Annotated in this window: 28 protein-coding genes; 18 read left to right on the top strand and 10 right to left on the bottom strand. The window is 67.7% G+C overall.

Features of this window, described 5'->3' with window-relative positions:
• Together BLU09_RS30380 and BLU09_RS30375 are read left to right on the top strand one after the other, a co-directional pair.
• A complete protein-coding gene (locus BLU09_RS30380) occupies window positions 1-378 on the top strand; it encodes a hypothetical protein (RefSeq protein ID WP_090493666.1) in 378 nt (125 codons plus the stop codon).
• A 22-nt stretch (window positions 379-400) separates the two neighbouring features.
• Window positions 401-952, top strand: a complete 552-nt coding sequence (locus BLU09_RS30375; protein WP_090493664.1) for a hypothetical protein — start codon at window positions 401-403, stop codon at window positions 950-952.
• Between the two features lie 228 nt (window positions 953-1,180).
• Here BLU09_RS30375 and BLU09_RS30370 read toward each other — a convergent pair whose 3' ends face one another.
• Complete coding sequence (locus tag BLU09_RS30370) at window positions 1,181-1,582, bottom strand: hypothetical protein (RefSeq protein ID WP_090493661.1); 402 nt, start codon at window positions 1,580-1,582, stop codon at window positions 1,181-1,183.
• Window positions 1,583-1,745: 163 nt separating this feature from the next.
• On the opposite strand from BLU09_RS30370, the gene BLU09_RS30365 reads away from it, so the two are divergent.
• Window positions 1,746-2,405 (top strand): hypothetical protein, encoded by a 660-nt coding sequence (locus BLU09_RS30365; RefSeq protein ID WP_244172150.1) that lies wholly within the window; start codon window positions 1,746-1,748, stop codon window positions 2,403-2,405.
• 53 nt (window positions 2,406-2,458) lie between these two features.
• On the opposite strand, the gene BLU09_RS30360 is transcribed toward BLU09_RS30365, so the two are convergent.
• The gene (locus BLU09_RS30360; protein WP_225888327.1) at window positions 2,459-2,758 is read right to left on the bottom strand and encodes a hypothetical protein; all 300 of its coding nucleotides are present in this window, start codon (window positions 2,756-2,758) and stop codon (window positions 2,459-2,461) included.
• A 206-nt stretch (window positions 2,759-2,964) separates the two neighbouring features.
• Here BLU09_RS30360 and frmR point away from each other — a divergent pair, with 206 nt between their 5' ends.
• The 3 genes from frmR (at window position 2,965) to fghA (ending at window position 5,340) form a co-directional block, all read left to right on the top strand.
• Window positions 2,965-3,240, top strand: coding sequence for a formaldehyde-responsive transcriptional repressor FrmR (gene frmR, locus BLU09_RS30355; RefSeq protein WP_090493654.1), 276 nt, complete (start codon window positions 2,965-2,967; stop codon window positions 3,238-3,240).
• A 43-nt stretch (window positions 3,241-3,283) separates the two neighbouring features.
• The gene (locus tag BLU09_RS30350; RefSeq protein ID WP_090493652.1) at window positions 3,284-4,393 is read left to right on the top strand and encodes an S-(hydroxymethyl)glutathione dehydrogenase/class III alcohol dehydrogenase; all 1,110 of its coding nucleotides are present in this window, start codon (window positions 3,284-3,286) and stop codon (window positions 4,391-4,393) included.
• Between the two features lie 95 nt (window positions 4,394-4,488).
• Window positions 4,489-5,340 (top strand): S-formylglutathione hydrolase, encoded by an 852-nt coding sequence (gene fghA / locus BLU09_RS30345; protein ID WP_090493648.1) that lies wholly within the window; start codon window positions 4,489-4,491, stop codon window positions 5,338-5,340.
• 62 nt (window positions 5,341-5,402) lie between these two features.
• Here fghA and BLU09_RS30340 read toward each other — a convergent pair whose 3' ends face one another.
• The 3 genes from BLU09_RS30340 to BLU09_RS30330 all read right to left on the bottom strand — a co-directional run bounded on the left by BLU09_RS30340 (window position 5,403) and on the right by BLU09_RS30330 (window position 8,205).
• The gene (locus BLU09_RS30340) at window positions 5,403-5,900 is read right to left on the bottom strand and encodes a hypothetical protein (RefSeq protein ID WP_090493646.1); all 498 of its coding nucleotides are present in this window, start codon (window positions 5,898-5,900) and stop codon (window positions 5,403-5,405) included.
• A 149-nt stretch (window positions 5,901-6,049) separates the two neighbouring features.
• Entirely contained in the window at window positions 6,050-7,558 is a 1,509-nt protein-coding gene (locus tag BLU09_RS30335; RefSeq protein ID WP_090493644.1) for an HAD-IG family 5'-nucleotidase, read from the bottom strand.
• A gap of 95 nt (window positions 7,559-7,653) precedes the next feature.
• Window positions 7,654-8,205 carry a glutathione peroxidase gene (locus tag BLU09_RS30330; RefSeq protein ID WP_090493642.1) on the bottom strand — a complete coding sequence of 184 codons (552 nt, stop codon included), beginning with the start codon at window positions 8,203-8,205 and terminating at the stop codon, window positions 7,654-7,656.
• A 133-nt stretch (window positions 8,206-8,338) separates the two neighbouring features.
• Between BLU09_RS30330 and BLU09_RS30325 the strand changes: the two genes are divergently transcribed.
• The 6 genes from BLU09_RS30325 to map all read left to right on the top strand — a co-directional run bounded on the left by BLU09_RS30325 (window position 8,339) and on the right by map (window position 11,764).
• Window positions 8,339-8,959, top strand: coding sequence for a hypothetical protein (locus tag BLU09_RS30325; protein ID WP_090493640.1), 621 nt, complete (start codon window positions 8,339-8,341; stop codon window positions 8,957-8,959).
• On the top strand, window positions 8,956-9,195 hold the full coding sequence (locus tag BLU09_RS30320) for a hypothetical protein (protein WP_090493638.1): 240 nt from the start codon (window positions 8,956-8,958) through the stop codon (window positions 9,193-9,195). Before BLU09_RS30325 ends, BLU09_RS30320 begins: the two co-directional genes overlap by 4 nt.
• A gap of 158 nt (window positions 9,196-9,353) precedes the next feature.
• A complete protein-coding gene (locus BLU09_RS30315) occupies window positions 9,354-10,001 on the top strand; it encodes an START domain-containing protein (protein ID WP_244172149.1) in 648 nt (215 codons plus the stop codon).
• Window positions 10,002-10,166: 165 nt separating this feature from the next.
• Window positions 10,167-10,430, top strand: a complete 264-nt coding sequence (locus BLU09_RS30310; protein ID WP_090493634.1) for a TraR/DksA family transcriptional regulator — start codon at window positions 10,167-10,169, stop codon at window positions 10,428-10,430.
• 120 nt (window positions 10,431-10,550) lie between these two features.
• Window positions 10,551-10,772, top strand: coding sequence for a hypothetical protein (locus BLU09_RS30305; RefSeq protein ID WP_171410092.1), 222 nt, complete (start codon window positions 10,551-10,553; stop codon window positions 10,770-10,772).
• A complete protein-coding gene (gene map, locus BLU09_RS30300; protein WP_090493632.1) occupies window positions 10,769-11,764 on the top strand; it encodes a type I methionyl aminopeptidase in 996 nt (331 codons plus the stop codon). Before BLU09_RS30305 ends, map begins: the two co-directional genes overlap by 4 nt.
• Window positions 11,765-11,824: 60 nt before the next feature.
• Here map and BLU09_RS30295 read toward each other — a convergent pair whose 3' ends face one another.
• Window positions 11,825-12,541, bottom strand: coding sequence for a class I SAM-dependent methyltransferase (locus BLU09_RS30295; RefSeq protein WP_186817762.1), 717 nt, complete (start codon window positions 12,539-12,541; stop codon window positions 11,825-11,827).
• Window positions 12,542-12,779: 238 nt separating this feature from the next.
• Between BLU09_RS30295 and BLU09_RS30290 the strand changes: the two genes are divergently transcribed.
• The gene (locus tag BLU09_RS30290; protein ID WP_244172148.1) at window positions 12,780-13,223 is read left to right on the top strand and encodes a hypothetical protein; all 444 of its coding nucleotides are present in this window, start codon (window positions 12,780-12,782) and stop codon (window positions 13,221-13,223) included.
• A gap of 51 nt (window positions 13,224-13,274) precedes the next feature.
• Here the strand turns inward: BLU09_RS30290 and BLU09_RS30285 are convergent, their stop codons facing one another.
• Window positions 13,275-14,123 (bottom strand): helix-turn-helix domain-containing protein, encoded by an 849-nt coding sequence (locus tag BLU09_RS30285; RefSeq protein WP_090493625.1) that lies wholly within the window; start codon window positions 14,121-14,123, stop codon window positions 13,275-13,277.
• 84 nt (window positions 14,124-14,207) lie between these two features.
• Here BLU09_RS30285 and BLU09_RS30280 point away from each other — a divergent pair, with 84 nt between their 5' ends.
• Window positions 14,208-15,197 carry a TolB-like translocation protein gene (locus BLU09_RS30280; protein WP_090493623.1) on the top strand — a complete coding sequence of 330 codons (990 nt, stop codon included), beginning with the start codon at window positions 14,208-14,210 and terminating at the stop codon, window positions 15,195-15,197.
• 104 nt (window positions 15,198-15,301) lie between these two features.
• On the top strand, window positions 15,302-16,603 hold the full coding sequence (locus BLU09_RS39565) for a hypothetical protein (protein WP_244172147.1): 1,302 nt from the start codon (window positions 15,302-15,304) through the stop codon (window positions 16,601-16,603).
• 31 nt (window positions 16,604-16,634) lie between these two features.
• On the opposite strand, the gene BLU09_RS30265 is transcribed toward BLU09_RS39565, so the two are convergent.
• Window positions 16,635-17,438, bottom strand: coding sequence for a hypothetical protein (locus tag BLU09_RS30265; RefSeq protein WP_090493621.1), 804 nt, complete (start codon window positions 17,436-17,438; stop codon window positions 16,635-16,637).
• Between the two features lie 8 nt (window positions 17,439-17,446).
• Window positions 17,447-17,788: a DUF2917 domain-containing protein gene (locus tag BLU09_RS30260; protein WP_244172146.1), complete on the bottom strand. Its 342-nt coding sequence runs from the start codon at window positions 17,786-17,788 to the stop codon at window positions 17,447-17,449.
• Window positions 17,789-17,984: 196 nt separating this feature from the next.
• Here BLU09_RS30260 and BLU09_RS30255 point away from each other — a divergent pair, with 196 nt between their 5' ends.
• Window positions 17,985-19,421 carry an aminotransferase-like domain-containing protein gene (locus BLU09_RS30255; protein ID WP_244172145.1) on the top strand — a complete coding sequence of 479 codons (1,437 nt, stop codon included), beginning with the start codon at window positions 17,985-17,987 and terminating at the stop codon, window positions 19,419-19,421.
• 8 nt (window positions 19,422-19,429) lie between these two features.
• On the opposite strand, the gene BLU09_RS30250 is transcribed toward BLU09_RS30255, so the two are convergent.
• Window positions 19,430-20,146: a hypothetical protein gene (locus BLU09_RS30250; RefSeq protein ID WP_090493615.1), complete on the bottom strand. Its 717-nt coding sequence runs from the start codon at window positions 20,144-20,146 to the stop codon at window positions 19,430-19,432.
• 342 nt (window positions 20,147-20,488) lie between these two features.
• Between BLU09_RS30250 and BLU09_RS38430 the strand changes: the two genes are divergently transcribed.
• Window positions 20,489-22,141, top strand: a complete 1,653-nt coding sequence (locus tag BLU09_RS38430) for an FG-GAP-like repeat-containing protein (protein WP_143043226.1) — start codon at window positions 20,489-20,491, stop codon at window positions 22,139-22,141.
• A 48-nt stretch (window positions 22,142-22,189) separates the two neighbouring features.
• The coding region (locus tag BLU09_RS38425) for a transposase (RefSeq protein ID WP_143043225.1) at window positions 22,190-22,474 on the top strand (285 nt) is incomplete at its 3' end.

Below are 22,474 nucleotides of genomic sequence, written 5' to 3'. Positions count from 1 at the left end.
ATGTCACGACGGTCCGCGCCAGTGAGGTGGAGGGGGTGGCTGATGCTGGCCGCGCTCGGGTGTTCCTCCGACGCGTCGAAGACGCGGGCCGCGGAGGCGGTGGTGCGCCACTTCTTCTCGGCGCTGCCCGAGGGTGACTGCGAGGTCCTGGCACCGCTGCTGGCCACGGGAGGAAGCGCGCGACCGTGTGTGGAGACGGTGCGGGAGCTGCGGGGGCATGGCCTCACGCTGGTGGGGATTGTCGAATCGACGGTGGACGGGCGCGACGCCGAGGCCGTCCTCGTGCGGGCCCGGGTGGCGCATGGTGGACGCGAGCGTCCGGCACCGTGGTTGCTACGGGTGGAGCGCCAGGACGGTGACTGGCGGGTGCGCTTCTGAGCGCCGGGGCGGGGAGGGGGCCATGCGGATTCGTTACCGCTTGATTCTGACCGGGGCGGGCGTGCTCGCCGTGGCTCTGGGCGCCGTGGAGTTCTGGCCCCAGCCCGAGCCAGAGCCGCTGCCCGCCGCGCTGCTCGCCATGGCCGTGCCTCCTCCTGCGCCTCCCGCGCCGCTCCCCCGTGTGGTGCCGGTGAAGGCCCACGAGGTGGCGCCGCCCGCCCCCGTGCCTCGGGAAGAGGCGCCCCAGGTCACGGTGGCCCGGATGGCGCCCGAGCCCGTGATGCCCGAGCCAGAGGTGTCCTTTCCTCCGCCAGAGGACAACGACGACATCGAGCCCGAGCTGCCACAAACAGTCCAGTGGGAGCTGGAGAAGATGGCGCGGCTGGCGGCGCTGGTGGAGCGAGACGTGGTGCGGCTGGCGCGCGAGCGTGAGGACGCCGTGGCACAAGGCGACGTGCAGCGGGGCCAGCAGATCGACGTGCTTCTTCAGCGCAGCCTGGGACAGTTGCGCGAGCTGCACGACGAGGTTCGCAGGCTGGCCGAGGAGGTGAACGGCGTCGCCCCCGAGGAATGAGCGCGAGGGGGGAACGGACGCCGCGGGTGGGTGATGCCGCTCGCGCGGAGGTCCGGCTGCGGGCTCGTGAACGGGCGGGTTTTTTCTCGCTGGCGAGCTGCACGAGCTCCGCGTGGAAGTCTGCGAGCGAGCGGGCCGCGTAGGCGATGCGGTGGGGGCTGGCCGCGTCGTCGCCTTCCTCGGCCTGGAGTCATGACTCATCGCGCATGGCTCCAGGCTGGGAGGGCCTCAGGCGCGGATGCTCGTCTTCCGGGCACCCGCGCGCTTGTAGACCTTGCCCGCCTTCAGCGGAGTCGTATCGCCGCGGCCTGTCGTCTTCTTGGGGCGGCCCTCCTTGCGGTAGGCCACGGCGGCCGCGGACGGCAGTGTCTTGCGCCGCGAGGTGCTGCTCTGGCCTGGCTCCGGTTCGGGCAGCTTGCGGCTCTTCGCCGTGAGGCCCCTTCCTGGCGCGTGGCGGGGACTGACGCTGCGGTCCGCGAAGGTCCGTTTCCCCAGGGCCCGCCGGCCGCTCTTCTTCGCATGGTGCGTGCTGTCCGCGCTGGCGAGCTGCACGTCGGTGGGCTTGAGCTCCAACGTCGTTCCCTGCCGCTTCGCGCGCTTCACGCGCTCCGTCTGACTCTTCTCTGGCATGCGACCTCCAGCGACACAGGTAGGAATGCCGAGTGGGAGATGCCAGGGAGCAGTAGAGCAGCCGGGCCCCGGTGCCCAGGTCTGGTGGTGTCGTGGAACGTCCGTCATGGCATTCCGGGACGGGTTGCGGCGGCGCGGGGGGAGGTGCTCCGATGGTGGGGCCATGCGCCGCGCTCGAATCTCCTTGGACGCGCCGTACCTCTCGCCGGAGCCGGGTGAGTTCCGCATCGTCTGTCCTGGCTGCGGGCATGCCGTCACGGTGGGCGCCGAGGCACGCTGCATGAAGTGCGGCGCGAGCCTGGAGGCGGCCTTGAACGCAGCGCGAGGTCCGCCGCCTCCGTTGCCACCGCGCCGGTTGACGCGGGCACAGCGCGCGGCCGTCTCGCGGCCCAAGCTGCACAAGCACTACGTCGTGGGAACGCTGGCCTTGTGGGCGGGGGTGATGCTGCTCCCGGTGGGACTGTTCTTCCTGCGGCCCCTGCTCCTGCAGTCCGCCATCTTCATCGGGATGGGGCTGTTGTTCCGGCGCACGAGCTGGCCGGTGGCGCTGCGGCGCGAGCAGCAGCGCCAGTTGAAGGCATGGGTCTGGGGCTTGCCGGCCGCGGCGGAAATCACGCGGGTGGAGCGTCAGGTGGCGCCCACGCTGCATGCCGGACGCCTGGTGCAGCTCGATTACGTCTTCACGGTGCATGGCCAGCGCGTCGAAGGGCGCATGCCTTCACCGCACGCGTCGGACCTGCTTCGGCGCCCGGGAGAGCGCGTGTGGGCCGTCTACGTGGCGGAGGACCCTGGCGCCAGCGCGCTGTGGCCACCGGGCCCTTGAGACGGGCACGGCCCCCGCCCGGAGGTCGCGGGCCGCGTCACGACGTGTACATGCTAGCCGCCGTGAAGGGGCAGGCGCTTCTTCGGCCCGCCGAGGTGCTTCACGTTCATCTCGCTGGGGGCCTTCTTGCGGCCCTTGAGGGTGGTTGCGCGTCGCCGATGACTCTTGGGCTCATGTGCCTCGGCGGCGGGGCCCAGCGTCACGCGCTCCAGCGTCTTCTGCCGCCGCAGCGCGGCCGCGTCATCGTGGGGCATCGTCTTGCGCCCCTTGCTGGCCTGTACGCTCGGCTGGGCTCCGTGCGCGTCGACCCGCCGCCTGTTCTTGATGCCTGCCACTGTGGTCCGAACGGCCATGTTGCCTCCCTGCGGGTGAGGTAAGGACGGCGCCACGGCTTTTCCATCCCCCTCCATGGGACGGCGGAGGTCATTGCTCCCCCGCCTGCCGGGAGGAAGAGACGCCGCGCCCTGTCAGGACGCCTTCAATCCTTCCTTGTCGAATACCCCCCGGGGGTATATATCCGCCGCGGCAGGATACTCCCACCCAGTATGTCGTCGCCGCCATGCCCCACTCGCCGGAAGAGAAGAAGAAGGCGCTGCTCCGCGTCCGCCGCATCCGCGGTCAGGCCGAAGCCCTGGAGCGTGCGTTGGAGTCCGGAGCCGAATGCGGCACGGTCCTCCAGCAACTCGCTGCCATCCGGGGCGCCATCAACGGACTGATGTCCGAGGTGCTGGAGTCACACATTCGGGAGGAGTTCGGCCCAGCGTCTGACGAGGATCCGCGCCACGCCCAGCGGGTGCGGGACATGACGACGCTGGTCCGCACCTATCTCAAGTGAGCGGGAGTCCCTGCCTTCATCCCCTAGCCCCAGGAGCATCCTCATGAAGTCCCGTGCCGCTGTTGCCTTCGAAGCCGGAAAGCCCTTGAGCATCGTCGAACTCGACGTCGCGCCTCCGCAGAAGGGCGAGGTCCTGGTCCGCATCACCCACACGGGCGTCTGTCACACCGACGCGTTCACCCTCTCCGGGGATGATCCGGAAGGTCTCTTCCCGGTGGTGCTCGGCCACGAGGGGGCCGGCGTGGTGGAGGCGGTGGGTGAGGGCGTGACGTCCGTGAAGCCCGGCGACCACGTCATTCCGCTCTACACCGCGGAGTGTGGCCAGTGTCTGTTCTGCAAGTCCGGCAAGACCAACCTGTGCGTGGCGGTGCGTGCCACCCAGGGCAAGGGTGTGATGCCAGACGGCACCACGCGCTTCTCGTACAACGGCAAGCCCGTCTACCACTACATGGGGTGCTCCACCTTCAGCGAGTACACCGTGGTGGCGGAGGTGTCGCTGGCCCGCATCAACCCGAACGCCAACCCCGAGCAGGTCTGTCTGCTGGGCTGCGGCGTGACGACGGGCCTGGGCGCGGTGAAGAACACGGCCCGCGTGCAGGAGGGGGATTCGGTGGCGGTGTTCGGCCTGGGCGGCATCGGCCTGGCGGTCATCCAGGGCGCCCAGATGGCGAAGGCGGGTCGCATCATCGCCATCGACACGAACCCCGCGAAGTTCGAGCTGGCGAAGGCCTTCGGCGCCACCGACTTCGTCAACCCCAAGGACCATGACCGTCCCATCCAGCAGGTCATCGTGGAGATGACGGGCTGGGGCGTGGACCACTCCTTCGAGTGCATCGGCAACGTGGGCGTGATGCGCGCCGCGCTCGAGTGCGCGCACCGCGGCTGGGGCCAGTCCATCATCATCGGCGTGGCCGGCGCGGGACAGGAGATCTCCACCCGTCCGTTCCAGCTCGTCACGGGCCGGACCTGGAAGGGCACCGCCTTTGGTGGCGTGAAGGGCCGCTCGGAGCTCCCCGGCATGGTGGAGGACGCGATGGCCGGGAAGATTCAGCTCGCGCCGTTCGTGACCCACACGCGTTCGCTGACGGACATCAACGAGGCCTTCGACCTGATGCACGAGGGCAAGTCCATCCGCACCGTCGTCCGCTACTGAGTCAACCGCCAACCCCTTCCCCGAGGCGCAGGACATGCGCGTATCGGCCACGCACCGCGCCAAGGCGAAGGGCACCTTCCGGGAGGACTGAGAACATGGAACGCATCGAACACCACGCGAGTTTTGGCGGCCGGCAGGAGGTGTGGAAGCACACCTCCTCCGCGCTGGGCGGCGAGACGCGGTTCGGCATCTACCTGCCGGAGGCCGCGCTGCGCGGCGAGCGCTGCCCGGTGCTGTACTGGCTCTCCGGCCTGACCTGCACCGAGCAGAACTTCATCACCAAGGCGGGCGCGCAGGAGCACGCGGCGCGCCACGGATTCATCGTCGTCGCGCCTGACACCAGTCCTCGTGGCGACGCGGTGGCCAACGACGCTGCCTACGATTTGGGGCAGGGGGCGGGCTTCTACCTCGACGCCACGCAGGCTCCCTGGGCGCCGCACTTCCGCATGCAGGACTACGTGGCCCGGGAGCTCCCCGCGCTGGTGGAGCAGCACTTCCCGGCCACGGACGCGCGAGGCATCTTCGGCCATTCGATGGGCGGTCATGGCGCGCTCGTCACCGCCCTGCGCCACCCGGGCCGCTACCGCAGCGTGTCCGCCTTCTCCCCCATCGTCGCCCCCTCACAGGTGCCGTGGGGCCAGAAGGCCTTCACCGCCTACCTGGGCGACAACCGTGACGCGTGGGCGGCCTGGGACGCCGTCGAGTTGGTGAAGACGGCGAAGGAGCGTCTGACGCTCCTGGTGGACCAGGGCGAGGCCGACGAGTTCCTCGCCACCCAATTGCGCCCGGAGTTGCTGGCCGCCGCCTGCGAGGCCACGGGCCACCCGCTCACGCTGCGGCGGCACGCGGGGTACGACCACAGCTACTACTTCATCGCCACGTTCCTCGCGGACCACTTCGCGCACCACGCGAAGGCACTCGTCGGTTCCGAGAAGGCGCGTTCGTAGTCGCGACGGTCATCCCGGGTTCCGGTCAGCCCCGACGTGACATGGTCGGGGCTGGCCGTGCCTCAGCGGGACTGTGTCGACGACCCTTTGCCACGACGGGGCGGGCGGGTGCTGGTGGTGCTCTCGGGCGGGAACAGCCAGCCGTCCGCGCCGCGCGGGGCGGTGTTGCTGGTCCGCGCCGTCTCCGTGGGCTCCAGGTGCAGGCCACGGCAGCCGCGGCACCAGGACTGGGGCCGGCGCTCACCGCGCATGGTGCGGTAGCCGAAGTCCTGCGCCGTGGGGCCCATGTGGCCGCAGCGCGGGCAGCGGCTCAGGGACGTGACGCCCGTCTCCTTCGCCTTCTGCTTGCCATGCTCCACCACCAGCGCCAGCGCCGCGGCGAACCCCACCCGCCGCTCCGAGGCGACGTGGAAGCGCCGAGCGCGCTTGCGGCCCTTGCCGCCCAGCACCGGTAGCAGGTCCATGCCCCCAAGCAGGTTGCGCTGCTCGAGGATGCGCGTCGAAGAGCTGTTCGTGGTCGAGTGGCTCACAAGAGCACTCATACCGGGGCGGTCTGACATGCCCTGTGGAGGGGGATGCCTGCCTGCCCTCTCCTCGGAGGGGTACTGAACGAAAGTTCAATGAATCCGAGGATCTACACATCCACCCCGATTGGTAGGACGCCGGCGGCACCGGGAGGCCCCGGGCCGCCGAGCCCCAAGGGGGCCGGTTACTCCCCGCCGTCCGTGCCGGACATGCCGCCGCCGGCCTCGCTGGCGCCGAAGACGGGCGTGCCGCCGGGCAGGCTTGGATCATGCGGGAGGCTGCCGCGCGGGCTGCGCAGGTAGACGAAGGGCGTGGCGAACAGGAAGTTGGACACACGCGACGTGTAGATGTCCGCGTACCGCTCCACCTGCCGGGCCAGGTGGCTCTTGTCATTGCCCGCGCGTGTCAGCAGGCCCCAGATGGGGTTGGACAGCTCGGTGGCCGCGCGTGCCAGGGGCCCCAGCTCCGCGTCCAGCGCCTCCAGCTCCGTGCGCAGCGTGGCCTGCCGCGCCAGCAGCTCCGTCTCCGACGGCGTGTCCGTGCGCGGGCCGTATTGGAAGCGCCGCCGCTGGAGCTCCAGCCGAATCTGGCAGCTCTCCGCCTCCAGCCGCTCCTTCACCACCATGCGCTCGGCCAGCCGGGTCTCCGTGGCGCGGAACGAGGCGATGGAGCGCACCTCGTCCTCCAGCTCGCGCAGGATGAGCGCCGTGCGCCAGCGCAGCACATTCTTCGTCACGTGCACGTCGCCGAACATGTGGTCGCCCACGTAGAGAATCTGGTCACCGCTCATGCCCAGGTGGCGCTCCAGCTCCACCGCGCTGCCACCGAAGTACGGCGTGCCCGGCTTGAAGGGGCCCGAGTGCGGACGCAGCAGCGCCTCGCCGCTGGACTCCACCACCTCGAAGAGCGACGAGCGCGTGGTGAAGAACTCCGGCTTGCGCGCGGAGACAATCACCACGTCGAAGAGCTGCCGCCACGTCATGCCTTCCGGCAGGTGCCGGTCGAAGGCGAAGTGCATCATGGGCTCGGTGTAGGCCCACTCGCTGTTGGTGATGAGCAGCAGCTTCTTGCCGGCGTTGCGCTGGTCCAGCAGCGCCAGCGGCGTCTCCGGGTCGTCGATGACGTAGCGCTCCGGGTCGGCGATGATTTCCGCCTTCAGCCGCCCCTGCATGTGCGTGGCGTCCAGGTTCTTCCGCACGTGCTCGTAGAGGTCCGAATAGCCCATGGGGCCCGGGAGCTGGCCGGCGTCCAGCCGGTCCACGAGCTGCGCGTAGATGCACGCCTCCGACAGCGAGAAGAGCGTGTTGAGGAACACCCAGCGCTGCTCATGCAGGTCGATGATGGTGCGCGCGTATTCGTCGCGCTGGGCCTCGAAGGTCATGGCCTGCGTGCCGTGCAGCGCCTTCTTCACGAAGCCGAAGCGGTTGGCCTTGAGGAGGTTGCCCTTCTCCGTGTCGATGATGAGGCCGCGCATCGACAGCTCGGGGTCGAACGACAAGTCCGCCACCGGCCAGCCCTGCTCGACGAGCCGGTCGCGGATGTGCTCGTAGGCGCGGCGCTCCCACGCCTCCACATGGTAGTGGATGAGCGTGTAATCCATGTCGTAACCCACCGCCTTGATGGCGCGCAGGTTGAGGGTGCGGTTGCAGAACAGTCCGCGCTCGGGCGGGGGACCAGGAATGAACGTGCTCATGGCACCCCTGGCTTGCCCCGGAGCGCGCGAAAAGTCACTGCTTTCGTCAGGGCCCGTCCGCTGGACGGCAGAAGTCCAGCGGCACCCCGGCCGGGTCAGGCCTGCTTCGCGAGCTCCGCGTCGATGGCGGACAGCAGCCGCGCATCGTCCGCGGCGACGTCCGGCGCGAAACGCGCGGCGACGCGGCCGTCACGCCCGACGAGGAACTTCTCGAAGTTCCACTGCACTTCCGGCACGGGGTTGGCGGTGATGCCGTAGCCCTGGAGCCGGCTGCGCATGGGGCCTTCGCCCACGGCGTCCGGGATGGCGCCCGTCAGCGCGTGGTAGAGCGGGTGCTTGTCCGCGCCCACCACCGAAATCTTGGAGAACAGCGGGAACTTCACGTCGTAGGTCAGCGTGCAGAACGCCTTGATTTCCGCCTCGCTGCCCGGCTCCTGGCCCAGGAAGTTGTTGGCCGGGAAGCCCAGCACCTCGAAGCCCTCGCCGCGCTTGCGCTCGTAGAGCTTCTCCAGGCCTTCGTACTGCGGCGTCAGCCCGCACTTGGAGGCCACGTTGACCACCAGCAGGACCTTGCCCTTGAACTGGCCGAGCGACTGCGGGGCACCGTCGATGGACTTGAGGGGAATGTCGTAGAGGTTCTGGCTCATGCCGCACCCTATAACCGCTCGGCGGGGGGCAGGTCGGGGAGATTATAAAATCCAGAAATGACAACTATCCATGGGCCGACAGGAGGTAGGTTCCGCCACCTCTTTCACTCCTTCCCTATCTGGAGGTCTGCCCATGACGTGGACGATTCGGAGCCTGCTCCTTGGTGTCTTCCTGCTGTCCGGCTGCAAGCACACGGGTGGCGGCAGCGTCACCCCCACCCCGACGCAGCCGCAGGCGTGTGATGCGCAGCAGGCGCAAATCTCCCGCGAGGCCGATGAGCGCGCCAGCCCGTGGAGCGTGGAGCAGCACCTGGCGAAGAACTTCCCTGGCAAGAAGGTGTCGTGGCTGATGACGGACGCCGCGTACCAGAACTTCGTGGTGAAGCCGAACGCGCAGAACTTTGGCCGCTGCAATGACAGCGGTTGCTATCTGTTCGCCGCGCCGTCGGAGACCATCCAGGCCGCCGTCGAGAAGTCGATGGTGAACGGCGCGCATGACCCGGCGGTGATTGGCCAGGCGCTGGGCCTGCCGGCGAAGAACTTCGAAGGCCCGCTGCGGATGATGACGCTGGACCTGGCGGCCACCGGCGTGTGCGTGCGCCTGCCCGTGGACAGCGACCCGGGCGTCTGGAAGTGCACCAGCGAGGAGGACACGGATTGCTTCAAGTTCGGCGGCTACACCTCTGGCGGCGTGCCGGAGCTGATGGTCATCGACGCGCCCGTCTCCCAGGCGGTGGTGACGGAGATTCCGTGAGCGAGGAGCAGGTCCTCATCCAGAGCCCCCTCATGTACCGGCTGGTGCGCTCGGCGGAGGGGGCGCTCTTCCTCGACGTGGTGGTGGGGGGCATCGCCCAGTTCACGGTGCGCGTGGTCCTCACCGAGCAGGAAGCCGAGGCCTACGCCCGGCTGGGCCGCCCCTACGCGGACCGTCTGGCCATGGATGTCATGGCCAGCCCGGCGTTCGGCGGGCGGGCCGTCCGCGTGCCGTAGGTACCGGCGTGGGGGTTGCCGCCCCGGGCCACCTTCGGCAGGTGGCTCGGGGACGGTGCTTGCGTGGGCCCGTTGCGCGTTCGTGAATGCGCCGCCGCGCCTGGGTGTCGGAGGCGGACGTGACGTCACACCCGGCCCGAGCCGCGAAGGATGTTTGCATGAAGATGTCGTGGAGTGGTGCGGTCCTGTCCGCCTGCGTGCTGGGGCTCGCCGCCGGAGCAGCCCGCGCGGAAGAGGCGTGGAAGACGGTGGCGGAGAAGCCTTACGTGGTGAAGGTCCGCGCGCGCCCGGGCTCCGAGGCCAAGGACGTGTGGGCGGAGGGCGAGCTGGCCGCGAGCGCCGCGGATGTCCAGGCGGTGCTGCGGGACGTGGACGCCTACCGGCACTGGATGCCCTATGTGAAGGAATCCCGCATCCTGAAGGACCTGCCGGACGAGGGGCAGCTCACGTACACGAAGCTGGACCTGCCGGTGGTGTCCTCGCGCGACTACATCTGCAACGTGGTGTTGGAGTCCAGGCTGGCGGAGGACGGCTCGGGCGTGTTCGCGCAGCGCTGGCAGGCGACGCCGGACACCATCCCCCAGCGGCGCGGCACCGTTCGCATCCGGCTCAACGAGGGAAGCTGGCGCGTGGAGCCTCGGGGCGAAGGGAAGTCCCATGCCGTGTACCGCTTCACCGTGGACCCGGCCGGCTCCATCCCTGGCTTCCTGGCGCGCATGGGGCAGAAGGACGCCGTGGAGGACACGTTCCGCGCGGTGGAGAAGCGCGCCCGGGAACACGCCGCATCCCGGGCTCGCGCGGAGTGACGCCGGTGCGCCGCAACCAATGCAGGGCCCCTGGCCGGGGTGCGCAAGCCTTGCGCGTTTTCAGGGCTGTAGCGCCGCGCACCGCAAGGCACGCTTCCTGAAAGCATAATCTCCTGCTGGGCCGAGGGGCCGGAGTGGCCGGGGTGGCCGCAGTGGGAGACGAACATGGAGCTGCTGGCTCGGGAGGCCCAGGAAGCATTGCGGCAACGCAGCCACCGGCTGCGCGCTCGGGCCTCGTTGGGGGTGGGGGGCCTGTCCTTCACCCAGGCGGAGGAGCAGGAGTTGCGGGACATCGAGGAGGCGCTGACGCGCATCGCCCACGGTGAGTTCGGCCGGTGCGCGCGCTGCGGCGGGGCCATTGGCCGGCACCGGCTGCGCGCTGTTCCAGAGGCCCGGCACTGCCTGACGTGTGCCGCCCTGGCGCGCTGATGGCCTGCTCCCTGCCCGGGCGGGCGGCGTCGCCTGGCGAGCAGTGCCGCCGCCCCGTCTGGGAAAGAAGCCGTGCATGGGTGTATGTCTAGGGGTATAGACACGCCCGAAATGTGTCCCATGGTGAAGACCGAAGACCTGATTGACGCTCAGGCGGTGGCCGGGTTGCTGCGCCTGCGCCACGCCAACAGCGTCAGCACCTACCTGCGCCGCTATCCCGACATGCCCCGGCCCGTCCTGGACCTGGGCACGGGGCGGCCCCGGCTTTGGCTTCGTCCCCAGGTGGTGCGCTGGATGCGCGCCCGTAAGCCCGAGCAGCTCCGCGCTGGAGGTGAGTCATGACTACCGCTGTTCCCCGTTCCCCGCCCGCCGTGCTTCCGGGCCCCAACGACACCTGTTGGTGTGGCAGTGGCAGCAAGTACAAGAAGTGCCACCGCGGCGCGGACGCCGCCGAGGCGCGCAAGAAGGGCCCGGACGTGCTTCGCAAGGGCATCCGCCCGGGCGTCATCAGCCCGCGCCGCGAGGTGCCGCTCCACATCCCCCGTCCGGACTACGCGCTGACGGGCCGTCCGTCGCGCAAGGACGCGGGCTCCGACATCAAGACGCCGGACGTCATCGCCCGCATGCGCAAGGCGTGCAAGGCCGCCGCCGAGGTGCTGCAAGAGGTGGCTTCGCACGTGCGTCCGGGCATCACCACGGACGAGCTGGATGCGATTACCCACGAGGCCTACATCAAGCGGGGCGGGTACCCCAGCACGCTCAACTACCACCGCTACCCGAAGTCGCTCTGCACGTCCGTCAACGAGGTCATCTGCCACGGCATCCCGGACAGCCGGCCGCTGGAGGACGGGGACATCGTCAACCTGGACGTCACCATCTACCTGGATGGTGTGCACGGTGACTGCTCGGCGACGTACTTCGTGGGCAACGTGGACGAGGAGAGCCAGCGGCTGGTGCGCGTGACGCGCGAGTGCCTGGAGCATGGCATCGCGGCGGTGAAGCCGGGCCGGCCCATCAGCGACATCGGCCGCGCCATCGAGACGCATGCCACGCAGCACGGCATGAGCGTGGTGCGCGCGTACTGTGGCCACGGCATCGGCGAGACGTTCCACACCGCGCTCCAGATTCCGCACTACTACGAGGCCGAGGCCGACACCGTCATGCAGCCCGGCATGATTTTCACCGTCGAGCCGATGATCAACCTGGGCGGCTGGGGTCACCGCACCTGGGATGACGAGTGGACCGCCGTCACCGCCGACGGCAGCCGCAGCGCCCAGTTCGAGCACACCCTGCTCGTCACCGAGCAGGGCGCGGAAATCCTCACCGTGGCGTGAGCCCGTGGACGCGCGCGGCCGGACTCCTCCGGCCGTGCGCTCCGGGTTCGGCGGTCGCTGTCAGGGCGCGTATCGCGCCAGGAACACCTTGAACTGAAGCGACACGAAGATCGGCTTCGGCGCGACCAGTCCTGCATGGGCGAGCATCGCGAACAGGGCGGCATCGGATTCGATGGGTCGCAGCGTCATGAAGCGCTCGCGCCGGCGCTCCAGTTCCTCCCGTGGGGTGCCATAGGCCCGCCATCGCCGGAGCTCCACGTTCAACAGCTCGGGGTCCATGCCGATGCGGCAGCCCACGACGAGAGGGGCTCCGGGCTTGAGCCGACGGGCGACTTCCCGGAGCAAATCGAGGCGGGCTGCTTCACCCTCCACGTGGTGGAGGACGCCCATCATCTGCGCGCCATCAAAGAGGGGGCCGGACGGGAGCGTGTGGAGCTCGCCGTGGTGCAGGTGCGTGCGCGAGAGGAGGCCCTCCGCCTCCAGGCGCTTTTGCGCGACGTCGAGCATGGCGTCGGAGGGGTCCACGCCCGTGAAGCGCCAGCCGGGGACGTCGAAGCGGGTGTAGGGCATCAACTCCGCACCCGTGCCCACTCCCACGAAGAGTAGCGAGGCCGCGTCCTGGCCGTCGAGCTGGGCCGTCAGCGTGCTGACGCCGAGTTCATACAGGGCCTGGGTGCCCGCGAGCGCGACGGACGCCTGGGCGTCGTAGTGAGCGGCGCGGTCCGCGCCAAATCCTGGAACGATGTGGTGGGCGGGATGGTGGTGGTCGTGAGCCATGAGAGGTCCTCGGAAAGTCGTAGTGGGCTTCGAGAATGCGTTCCGGCTCGGGGGAATGGGAGGGCGGGGATTCAGGTGGGATCGGCGGAAGCACAGGTCCGTTCCACGGCTGCTATCCAGGCGAGTGAGGGCGGCGGCGCGTTTCACTTCGAATGGGGTTCCCCCATGGTGAACGCGAGCCGCGCCAATTCGTAGCGGCTGTTCAGCTCCGGTAGGCTCACCCGTGATGGGGCAAGGATTGAAAGTCGCGTTCTCGTGTAGGGGCCAGGGGTGGCTGGAGCTCTCGTTCGAGGTGCAGGGACGGCACGTCTCCTCGACCTTCTCCGATGTGCCGTTCGACTCGCTTCGGCACCTGGCGGAATCGCTTCTCGGCTTCTACGAGAACGGGCTCCCGGGCGCGACGCAGTTGAATGGGGAACCGGAAGTAGACGAACTGCGCCTGGAGCCTGGTCCTGGCCTTCAGGCGGCCCTGCGGCTCGTGCGCTTGCCGGACCGGACGCGCATGCAGGACACCGAAGCGGAACGCTTCAGGATGGAAGCTCCGGCGCGAGACATCGTTCTCTCATTCTGGCGCGCGCTCCGTCGGCTCGAAGGGGAGTTCGCGGCGAACGGCGCCACCATCTGGCGCTTCGAGTTCCCGCACCGTGCGGTATCCCGCCTTGGCGATGCCCTGAAGCAGTGACTCAGGTGTTCTGTTCGATGGCGGAAGCGCGAGCCGCGCCTGCCACCGCGGTCAGGCGTGCTTGAGCGCGCGAGCGCGGTAGGCACGAGGCGAGAGACCGAACGCTCGCGTGAAGCTCGTCGTGAAGTGGGACAGGTCCCCGAAGCCGGCTTCCAGGGCGACGTCGGTGATTCGCGCACGGCTGCCGCGCAGCGCCGAGGCCGCCACGCCAAGCCGCGTGGCGATGACGAGCTGGCGGGGTGTCTGTCCCGTCACGGCTCGGAACATGCGCAGGAAGTGAAAGCTCGTGAGCCCCGCGACGTCCGCGAGCGTGTCCAGCGAGCAGTCCTCCATGAACCTTGATTCGAGATACCGCAGGACCCGAGCCACTCTGCGCGCCTGAAGGTCGGAGACCTCCACCCGTGTCTCCGTCGGGTTGCTTCCCAGCGTCACCCCCGCATCCACCACCGCCAGTGCCGCCTCTCGCAGGTCCTCCACCTGGCCACTCTCGAGTGCTTGTCGCGCCAGGAGCACTGCGTTCACCGATGTGAGCGACGCCGGAGCGCAGACGCGCGCGAAGGGGCGCGTTCCTCGATGGGAACGCCCCAGCGAGCGGAGGGCATCGTCCAGCAGCGCGTCGGAGCACTCGATGACGAGCGAGCGGTCTCCTCCATCATCGACGTGCCGGAACTCATAGGGCGCCGACCGGTTCCCGAGCACCAGCGCGCCCGGCCCCACCACCGCGGCCCCCTCGGGGCTCCGGACATGGAACACGCCGGACAGCACGACACTGATGCAGACCTGTGCGTGCTCGCCGCCGAAGATGGGGCTGCGGGCGCCTGCTCGACAGACACAGTCACTGATGTCGAAGGACTCGCCCTCGCTGAGCGCGTGATAGCCGGGAGCCCGTTCGGGAAGCACCGCAACATTCCCAAAGTTTCGCCTCATGGGCCGATGCTATCCCGACCGCCGTGATGCTGAAGCAACGTCCAGGAGGAGCCGTACATGGCGGGGATGTCGTCGATGCGAGGCGTGCTCTTGATGATGACGCTCTGGGAGCTGGGCTGTGGCGCACACGGTGGACGGCCCGCGGAGGCGCTGGAGAGTCACGGGGGCACCTGCACGCCTGAACTCTACGGCGCGGGGCTCTTCACCACCGGGGCCTGGGACTTCTTCATGGCCTTCTCTCCAGACCAGCGACGCGTGCTCTTTGGAAGGGCAGATGACCGTTTCCAACACTATACGCTCTACGAAACGCAGCGGACCGATGAAGGGCACTGGTCCCGTCCGGTGCTCCCGCGCTTCGCCACCGAGTGGAGCAACGCGGACCCACACTTCTCACCCGACGGGCGCACGGTGTACTTCATCTCCAACCGTCCCGAGCCTGGGGAGCAAGGCCCCCGCAGCTCGTATGACATCTGGACCGCGTCGCTGGACACCGACGGAGCATGGGAGGACGCGCGACGCCTTCCGGCTCCCGTCAACGACAAGCACCGCGACGAGTGGTCACCGGCCGTGGCCGCCAATGGCAATCTCTACTTCGGGGGTGAGCGAGACGGCACATTGGGTGGCAGCGACCTCTGGGTCTCCCGCTGGGTCGACGGCGCCTACCAGCCGCCAGAGAACCTGGGGCCCGCCATCAATTCGTCGGTCCATGAGCTCGAGCCGTGGATTGCGCCTGATGAGAGCTACCTCATCTTCAGTGCACTGCGGCGGGAAGACGGCCTGGGCGGATACGACTTGTTCCTCAGCCGCAAGGTGGATGGCGCATGGACACCTGCACGCCGGCTCTGCGAAGGCATCAACACGCCCGCGAGCGACTACAACCACAGCGTCTCCCCCGACGGAAAGTGGCTCTACTTCAGCAGCACGCGCCCCTTCACGGGCGACGTGGGGGCACGTTTCGATGCGCCACGGGATGACAGCGCCGTCCAGGGCATTGGCCGCGGCACGGGGGACATGTACCGCATCCCCATGAGCGCGCTGGGGTTGTGAAGCCGGCAGCGGAGCGCGTCCTCCTGGCCGGCTGCGCGCGCGGCTCGGGCCGTTGAGCCGGTGCTACCGTTGACCCCTCGTCAGCCCCATGCGAGAGGGGGCGTATGTCCGACTGGAAGCGCCTACAGGAACTCAACGGCGGCGACGCCATCTGGTACTCGGAGCCTCAGCTCGATGTGAAGGACGAGGTCTGGCTCTACTCGGCGGGAGGCGAGCTGCGAGTCTGGAGCGCGGGCACCCTCTACAAGCCGGAGCCCAAGGCACTGAAGGTGTCCGCTCCCGTGACGGGACGCTTCACGCTCTTCAAGCTGCTGTCCCAGCTCTTCGTCGACGTGGAGGTGCGCGGAGAGAAGGCAGTGGTCCGCCGAGGCACCCTGAACGGCGCCCACCTCGTCTCCCTCTGCGACGCGTCGGACGTCGAGGCCCTGGTGGCGCGCTACCGGAAGCTGGGCTTCCGCGATGGCACGCCCTGGAACGCGAACCGGAAGCGCATCACGGTGCGTGAGTATCGCAAGGGTGCCTCGACCCAATGGGTCATCTGGGTCGATGGGAATCGGACCGTCGAGAACTACCGCAAGGAGACGGCCGCCGGCAGCCGCGAGGCCGCCATCCAGCGGGCGGAGCAGCGCATCCGCGCCCAGGAGAAGGCTGGCTTCGTCCTGCGCAATGTGGAGCTCCGGGACGCTGCCCATTCCAACCCCGAGCCCGCGGCTCCAAAGGGCGCGCCGAAGAAGCCCGCTGCTCCCAAGGCGCCCACCTTCTCCAAGCCGCAGGACGCGTTCGCGGCGGTCGACACCGCCATCGCCATGCTCAAGGACCTTCACGCGCGCTACCCCAAGGCGCACTTCGTCGCGGAGCACCTCGACGTGAAGAAGGAGCCCAAGCGCATGGGCTCGCTCGACCAGAATCTGTCCTTCTTCAAGCGTGTCTACAAGCACCGCATCGGACGTTGGAATGGCGTGAAGGCGCTCAAGCCCAGGAAGACAGAGTCGAGCTGGGATTACTTCCTGCGCGTGTACGGCTCCATCACCTGGATTGTGGACAACGCGGTCGACAATGGCCTGCCCACGTTCCCGTGCGGAAACGTTTCGGGTGGAGGCTGGAGCTGCCTGGAGATCGCCGACGACGTCTATGACCTCGACGGCCTCGTCGAGGCGACTGGAAACGCGGAGCTGGAGCGCCTCACCGTGTTCCACGGCGGCTGGCACACCGGCAGGTCCTTCGCCTTTGACCTGCGCACGAAGTCCCCGACGCGCGAACACGCCGTGGTCGGCTTCGATGAGAGCATCCAGAAGCTGCCCAGGATGACGAAGCCCGAGCGCATCCAGCCCTTCGGGTTCTGGCTCCACAAGCGCGTGACGCAGTTGACGCGCATCGTGGAGGGCAACCTGCGCGAAGTGCTCTGAGTGGGCCGGCGAGGAGGGGCCGGCCTGGGGCTCACCCCTCCTTCACCCAGGCGCGGAGCTTCGGGCATGGAATGGTCGTGGCGAGCGACTCTTCCATGCTGAGCTCATAAATCGAGATGGCGCCTGGCAGGTCGTGGCCCGCGATGTCTCCGACCGCCTGCATGGCCGTGCCGATGCGTGGGTCGACGCGCGCGCCGTGCTCGGCGAGGAAGCGTTTGATGGTGGCGCGCCACGCCACGCCTGCCTGAGGCTGCTGGGTGACTTTCAATGCGGAAAGGGCCTTGCAGAAGTCGCCGTAGAATTCACGCAACCGGGTGGCTGCCGCCGTCCGTTCCGCCTCCGTGGTCCGGAACCGCGCCCACAGTTCCACCTGCACCCGCTCGTCATGGTTGCCTGGAAAGGTCGGGAAGGACCAGGTCTTCACCCGCTCTTCCACGCAGCCGGGGTCGAGGAACATCGACCGCACGCCCCATGCCTCCGCCTGCCTTTCTTCTTTCTGGACCTTGCCGTCTGGCGCCAGGGTGAAGCGCACCCGGATGCGATCATCCGTGTCGGGTCCGGCCTTCCACGGAACGAACTCAATCGAATGCGGGGCCTTGTCCTTCCCGCGCTGGATGGAGACCAGACGCATGCAGGACGCGAGCGTCTGGCGTTGGCTGTCGAAGGCGCGTCGAACGGCATCAGGTGACAGGCCCGGCGAGGTCTCCACCCGTTCCGCCGGGGAGACCTCCGCGGCCTGCGCGGTGAGGAGCGAAGACACGAGCGTGAGGACCGAGGCGAGGCGGCGACAGTCAGGGCGGCTGGGCATGGCGCGGACGATAGCAAGGCAGGGCATGGCACCGACTATCGGACGAGCCCCTCATGCTTCCTCACGGGAGGCGTGCACGGCGTATGGACCGGAGCGCGCTGCATCAGGCAGAAGCGCGAGGGCTTCAGCGCCTGCACCACCACGTGCCCGGAGCGCTCCATGCGCAGCGTGTCGCCGGGGTGCAGCACGTAGTCTTTCGCATCGCCCTCGCAGGTGAGCCACAGCATGCCTTCGCGACACGTCAGCGTCAGGGGATGTCCGCTCCGGGTGCGCTCGCTCCACAAGGCGCCCTGGGCCAGGTGAACCGGGCCCATGTTCCGCGCTGGCGCTGCTTCGAACCGAAGCCCGCTCACCACCGTCCTCATCCAGTCCCACATCACCGCGTCCTCCAGGGCGCCAACATGCGCCCCCGGGCGGTTGCGGAACAGATTCAGTCAGGTGAGATTGTTATCGGTACAGTTCTGCTCCGGCGAACTGTGCCGGTCGCTGTTGATGGGAGCTGTATCTGGGCAACGGGCCCGTTCTCGTCTCCGATACCGGCCGTGGTGGATGCGGCTCACCTTGGGAGGAGCCATGGGCGCGGTGGCACACAAAGCAAAGCTCTATGAGCAGGTGGCCGAGCGGCTCGCGGATGCCATCTCCGCGGGCACCTTGCAGCCTGGAGACAGGCTGCCGTCCGTGCGGCAGCTCAGCCTGCGCGAGCGGGTGAGCATCTCCACGGTCCTCCAGGCCTACCTGCACCTGGAGTCCCTGGGGCTCATCGAGACGCGCCCCCAGTCCGGCCACTACGTGCGCCGCCGTGAGCGGCCCCGGTTGGCGGAGCCCCAGGTGTCCCGGCCCGCGTCCAGCGCCACCGCTGTCACCGTCAGCGGGCTCGTCGCGAGCGTCTACCGGTCCATGGGGGATGCCCACATGGTCAAGCTGGGCGCCGCCTCGCCCGCGCCGGAGCTGCTGCCCGTCCGCAGGCTGTACCGCGAGCTGAACGCGCTCAGCCGCGAATCGCGCGACCGGAGCATCCAGTACGACGCGCTGCCCGGGTGTCCGGAGCTGCGCCAGCAGCTCGCGCGCCGCTCCATGGACTGGGGCTGCTCGCTGGCCGCGGACGACTTCATCACCACCTTCGGCGCGTCCGAGGCCATCCACCTGTGCCTGCTCGCGGTGGCCCGCCCGGGAGACACCATCGCCATCGAGTCCCCCGCGTACTACGGAACGCTGCAGTCCATCGAAGCGCTGGGCCTGCGCGCGCTGGAGATTCCCTGCTGCCCACGCAACGGCATGCAGATGGAGGCGCTGGAGGCGGCGCTGACGCGGCGGCGCATCGCCGCGGTGCTGGCGGTGCCCAGCTTCAGCAATCCGGTGGGCAGCTGCATGCCCGACGTGCGGCGCCAGCGGCTGGTGAACCTGCTGGATGCTCACGACGTGCCGCTCATCGAGGACGACATCTACGGCGACCTGCACTTCGGCGCCGAGCGTCCGCGCGCATGCAAGGCATTCGACACGCGCGGCAACGTGCTGCTGTGCAGCTCGTTCTCGAAGACGCTCGCGCCGGGCTTCCGCGTGGGCTACGTGGCGCCGGGCCGCTTCCGGGAGCGGGTGGAGTTGCTCAAGTTCTCCACCTCCGTGACGACCGCCACCGTGCCCCAGTATGCGATTGCGCGCTTCCTTCAGAATGGAGGCTATGACAGACACCTGCGCTCCTTGCGCCGTCGGCTCGCCGCGCAGGTGGAGCGCATGGCCGAGGCCGTGGCGGAGTTCTTCCCCGAAGGCACGCGCGTGACGCGGCCCTCGGGTGGCGCGCTGCTCTGGGTGGAGCTGCCGCGGCAGGTGGACTCGCTGGCGTTGAGTGCGAAGGCCCTGGAAGCGGGCATCAGCATCGCCCCGGGGCCCATCTTCTCCGCGCGGATGGATTCCTATCGCCACTGCTTCCGGCTGAACTGTGGCCACCCGTGGACGCCGCGCATCGAGGCGGCCATCTCCACGCTGGGGGCGCTGGCGCGCAGCCTGACCTGACGTCGGGCTCAGCGCGCGAACAGCAGCCCCGCACCTTCTCGGACCGCCCGGTCCACGGCGCGGGAGATGGCCTCAATCGCCGGGGCGGGGGCTGCTGCCCGGCCGGTCCGTGTCAGCTTCAGGCGGAGCGACGTCATGAAGCGGGCCCAGTTGTTCATGGGCATGTAGTCAGGGGGCCCGCTCAGGTGCTGGCGCAGGTCGTCGCGCACGTGCCGGACCTCCGCGGCCGTCCAGTAGCCCATGGAGGGGAAGTTGCGTCGCAGGCCAATGCCCTCCGCCACGGTCCGGTCCGGCGCCCGGCCCCAGACGAGGTGACGCCACAGCTCGAACGTCCGCTCGGGACAGTTCTCTCCGATGACGACGTCCGAGGCGCGGACCTGCTTGTCGGTGGGCTTGAGGTCCGTCGCCAGCTCCATGCCCTCTGGAATGCCCAGTTCCTCGCAGGTGAAGTAGTCGGAAAGCTCATCGAGCAGGTCCAGCATCGCGTCCGCGTGGCGGGTGGGGGGCTTGCGCAGGGACTCGGCGCCCTGCTGGAGCAGGTGGTCCACGAGGCCGAGGAGGGCCATCAGCTCCTCGTCCGACTCGATGTCGGCCAGCTCCTCCGCGTTCAGGTGCTCCGTGTTTTCTCGCCAGAGCCAGTCGCGGAAGGCCGCGAGCCGCGCCGGCGTCAGCAGGGGGACGAGTCCGTCGGGCGGGGTCAGGTAGATGAAGACAGGGGCGCTCATGAGCCCTGTCTACTCTGGACCGAGGCGAAATGGGCTTCGGATGTGGGGCGTCGCTGACTCTCCTGGGCGTCCGTTTGGGTCTTGCCTTCGCGATGAAGCCGCCGCTTCGCGTGCAGTGCCGGGTTTGGGGCGACGTCCGTGAACGGGTTCCAGTATCTGCGAGTGAATAGTGCTAATGCACTCGGCTCTTCCAAGTGAGGCTTTGGCGGCGCTTGTTGTGGGAAAGCCAGATTTTCTGGTTGTGGATTTGGGTATTGAGTGATGTCAGACCCCTTTGTTAGACACGGTCATCCTCATCGACCGCTCGGCTTGAGGGGCGGTGAGGAGTCTTGAGTTGGTGGCTTGTTCTTCTATTCCAGGTTTTGGGACGGCTGGTTCGCTGCTGCGCGAATGGAGTGGTCTGTGAGACGAATCGTAGGTGTTTGGTCATGTTTGGCGGCGCTGGCGACGGGTTCCTTGGGCTGTGGTGAGGGGGCACAGGAACTGGCCTCGAGTGAAGCGGACGAGACCGTGAGGGTTCCGACGTGGGAGGAGTTTCTTGCGTCCTCTTATTTCGCTCCTTCACGTGGCGTCTATATCGCGAATGGCGATGAAGTTTTCAGGAGCCAGGAGGAACTCCGGAGCTATTACGATGCTCACGTTGAAGCATCGGCTCACGGAGTCACGCGCAGCCCGCTAGCTGTTCGTATCTCTGGTGGGCAGCGAAGTGTTTGGAGTGCAGCTCAGAAGCGCCACTTGACCTACTGCGTGGACAGTGCGTCGTTGGGAGTCCACTACGCTCAGGTGGTTCATGACCTGGGGCTTGCGATGCGCAAGTGGGAGGCTGCTGCTGATGTGAAGTTCGTTCACCTGAGTCAGTATGATGGGGATTGTGGGCCGACGCAGGAGAATGTTGTTTTTGATGTGTTCATGAATAAGGAGCCCATTGATTTTTGCGAGGAGCATCCGGTCGCGTGCTGGATTCCCGTGGAACCAGGCGGACCTGCTCTTCCGTCTGGTTACTCCAGGGTCGTGGCAATGGCGTTTTACCCGGACTTTGAGCGGTCTGATCGGCGCGTCGAGTTGAATAGGCGCTATGTGATCTATGATTATGCTCTCGTCGCTAAGGTACTTACGCACGAGGTGGGGCATATTCTTGGTTTTCCACACGAGCATCTTCGCATTTCTTCTTCGAATCCGGATTGTTCTGAGAGTGAGCTCTGGGAGGGTTTGACTGCGTATGATTCGGAGTCGGTGATGAACTATCCGCAATGTGGCGGTTTGTCGACCTACTCCCGCCTTTCATTGCTCGACCGAATCGGCGCCCGCAGTGTTTACGGACCTTCCCAGGTGCCTGGTGCGGATTTCAATGGTGACGCCTACGCAGACATCTTCCGATACGATACCGGTACCGGTCAGGTGGAAACTCGGTACGGCAATGCTGGTACGGGGGACCTCCTTTTCAGTGCCTCGTCCCAGAAGACATGGATTGCAAATCTGAAGATGATCCCCGGCGACTTCAACGGAGATGGCAACACGGACATCTTCCGTTACAACACCAGCACCGGTGAGGTGGAGATTCGCTACGGTCGGCCCGAAATGGACGAGTTCCTCTTCAGTGCTCTATCCCAGGTGACGTGGATTCCTGGACTGGAACTGATTCCCGGCGATTTCAACGGGGATGGCTTCACGGACATCTTCCGGTACCGCCCGAGCACGGGCGAGGTGGAGATCCGCTACGGGTCGGCCATCATGACGGAGTTGCTCTTCAGCCCTTCCTCGCAGCAGACGTGGGTTGGAAACCTGAAGATGATTCCCGGCGACTTCAACGGGGATGGCTATACGGACATCTTCCGCTACTACATGCCTACGGGCGAGGTGGAGATTCGCTACGGCAACTCTGGAATGGGCGCACTGAGCTTCAGTGCCACCTCGCAGGAGACCTGGGTTTCGAATCTGAATCTGGTGGCCGGCGATTTCAACGGGGATGGCTATACGGACATCTTCCTGGTGTAGCCCCCATTTCGAACGGACAGGTCCCTAACGCATAGGACCAGCCTAGAGATGGACACGAAGGCACTCGAAGTAGAAGTCATCCCACCGGCTCGCCCTGGTCGCCGACGACGCTTCAACGCCGAGGAGAAGCAACGGTTCCTGGCAGAAGCGGAGATGGCCGGGCAGAGCATCTCCTCGGTGGCCCGTCGCTATGGACTGTCGGCGAGCATGTTGTTCCACTGGAGGCGACTGGCGGAGGAGGGCTCGATGTCCAGCCTAGGCGCAGACGAGGCGGTAGTCCCAGAGTCCGAAGTGAAGCGGCTGCAGGCCCAGGTGAGGGAGCTGGAGCGGCTG

The organism is Myxococcus virescens, from assembly GCF_900101905.1.
Lineage (GTDB): Bacteria > Myxococcota > Myxococcia > Myxococcales > Myxococcaceae > Myxococcus > Myxococcus virescens.
Note: the sequence above shows the minus strand (reverse complement) of the source record. Positions and strands in the feature narration are given on the sequence as shown.

What these genes read in the sequence shown, in the direction of transcription:
- frmR (WP_090493654.1), top strand. Translation starts at nt 2,965, where the DNA reads ATGCCCCACTCGCCGGAAGAGAAGAAGAAGGCGCTGCTCCGCGTCCGC.
- BLU09_RS30375 (WP_090493664.1), top strand. Translation starts at nt 401, where the DNA reads ATGCGGATTCGTTACCGCTTGATTCTGACCGGGGCGGGCGTGCTCGCC.
- BLU09_RS30330 (WP_090493642.1), bottom strand. Translation starts at nt 8,205, where the DNA reads ATGAGCCAGAACCTCTACGACATTCCCCTCAAGTCCATCGACGGTGCC.
- BLU09_RS30255 (WP_244172145.1), top strand. Translation starts at nt 17,985, where the DNA reads ATGGGCGCGGTGGCACACAAAGCAAAGCTCTATGAGCAGGTGGCCGAG.
- BLU09_RS30305 (WP_171410092.1), top strand. Translation starts at nt 10,551, where the DNA reads ATGGTGAAGACCGAAGACCTGATTGACGCTCAGGCGGTGGCCGGGTTG.
- BLU09_RS30265 (WP_090493621.1), bottom strand. Translation starts at nt 17,438, where the DNA reads ATGCCCTGCCTTGCTATCGTCCGCGCCATGCCCAGCCGCCCTGACTGT.
- fghA (WP_090493648.1), top strand. Translation starts at nt 4,489, where the DNA reads ATGGAACGCATCGAACACCACGCGAGTTTTGGCGGCCGGCAGGAGGTG.
- map (WP_090493632.1), top strand. Translation starts at nt 10,769, where the DNA reads ATGACTACCGCTGTTCCCCGTTCCCCGCCCGCCGTGCTTCCGGGCCCC.
- BLU09_RS30380 (WP_090493666.1), top strand. Translation starts at nt 1, where the DNA reads ATGTCACGACGGTCCGCGCCAGTGAGGTGGAGGGGGTGGCTGATGCTG.
- BLU09_RS30315 (WP_244172149.1), top strand. Translation starts at nt 9,354, where the DNA reads ATGAAGATGTCGTGGAGTGGTGCGGTCCTGTCCGCCTGCGTGCTGGGG.
- BLU09_RS30370 (WP_090493661.1), bottom strand. Translation starts at nt 1,582, where the DNA reads ATGCCAGAGAAGAGTCAGACGGAGCGCGTGAAGCGCGCGAAGCGGCAG.
- BLU09_RS30325 (WP_090493640.1), top strand. Translation starts at nt 8,339, where the DNA reads ATGACGTGGACGATTCGGAGCCTGCTCCTTGGTGTCTTCCTGCTGTCC.
- BLU09_RS30350 (WP_090493652.1), top strand. Translation starts at nt 3,284, where the DNA reads ATGAAGTCCCGTGCCGCTGTTGCCTTCGAAGCCGGAAAGCCCTTGAGC.
- BLU09_RS30340 (WP_090493646.1), bottom strand. Translation starts at nt 5,900, where the DNA reads ATGTCAGACCGCCCCGGTATGAGTGCTCTTGTGAGCCACTCGACCACG.
- BLU09_RS30365 (WP_244172150.1), top strand. Translation starts at nt 1,746, where the DNA reads ATGCGCCGCGCTCGAATCTCCTTGGACGCGCCGTACCTCTCGCCGGAG.
- BLU09_RS30260 (WP_244172146.1), bottom strand. Translation starts at nt 17,788, where the DNA reads ATGTGGGACTGGATGAGGACGGTGGTGAGCGGGCTTCGGTTCGAAGCA.
- BLU09_RS30310 (WP_090493634.1), top strand. Translation starts at nt 10,167, where the DNA reads ATGGAGCTGCTGGCTCGGGAGGCCCAGGAAGCATTGCGGCAACGCAGC.
- BLU09_RS30335 (WP_090493644.1), bottom strand. Translation starts at nt 7,558, where the DNA reads ATGAGCACGTTCATTCCTGGTCCCCCGCCCGAGCGCGGACTGTTCTGC.
- BLU09_RS30360 (WP_225888327.1), bottom strand. Translation starts at nt 2,758, where the DNA reads ATGGCCGTTCGGACCACAGTGGCAGGCATCAAGAACAGGCGGCGGGTC.
- BLU09_RS30295 (WP_186817762.1), bottom strand. Translation starts at nt 12,541, where the DNA reads ATGGCTCACGACCACCACCATCCCGCCCACCACATCGTTCCAGGATTT.
- BLU09_RS30250 (WP_090493615.1), bottom strand. Translation starts at nt 20,146, where the DNA reads ATGAGCGCCCCTGTCTTCATCTACCTGACCCCGCCCGACGGACTCGTC.
- BLU09_RS39565 (WP_244172147.1), top strand. Translation starts at nt 15,302, where the DNA reads ATGTCCGACTGGAAGCGCCTACAGGAACTCAACGGCGGCGACGCCATC.
- BLU09_RS30280 (WP_090493623.1), top strand. Translation starts at nt 14,208, where the DNA reads ATGGCGGGGATGTCGTCGATGCGAGGCGTGCTCTTGATGATGACGCTC.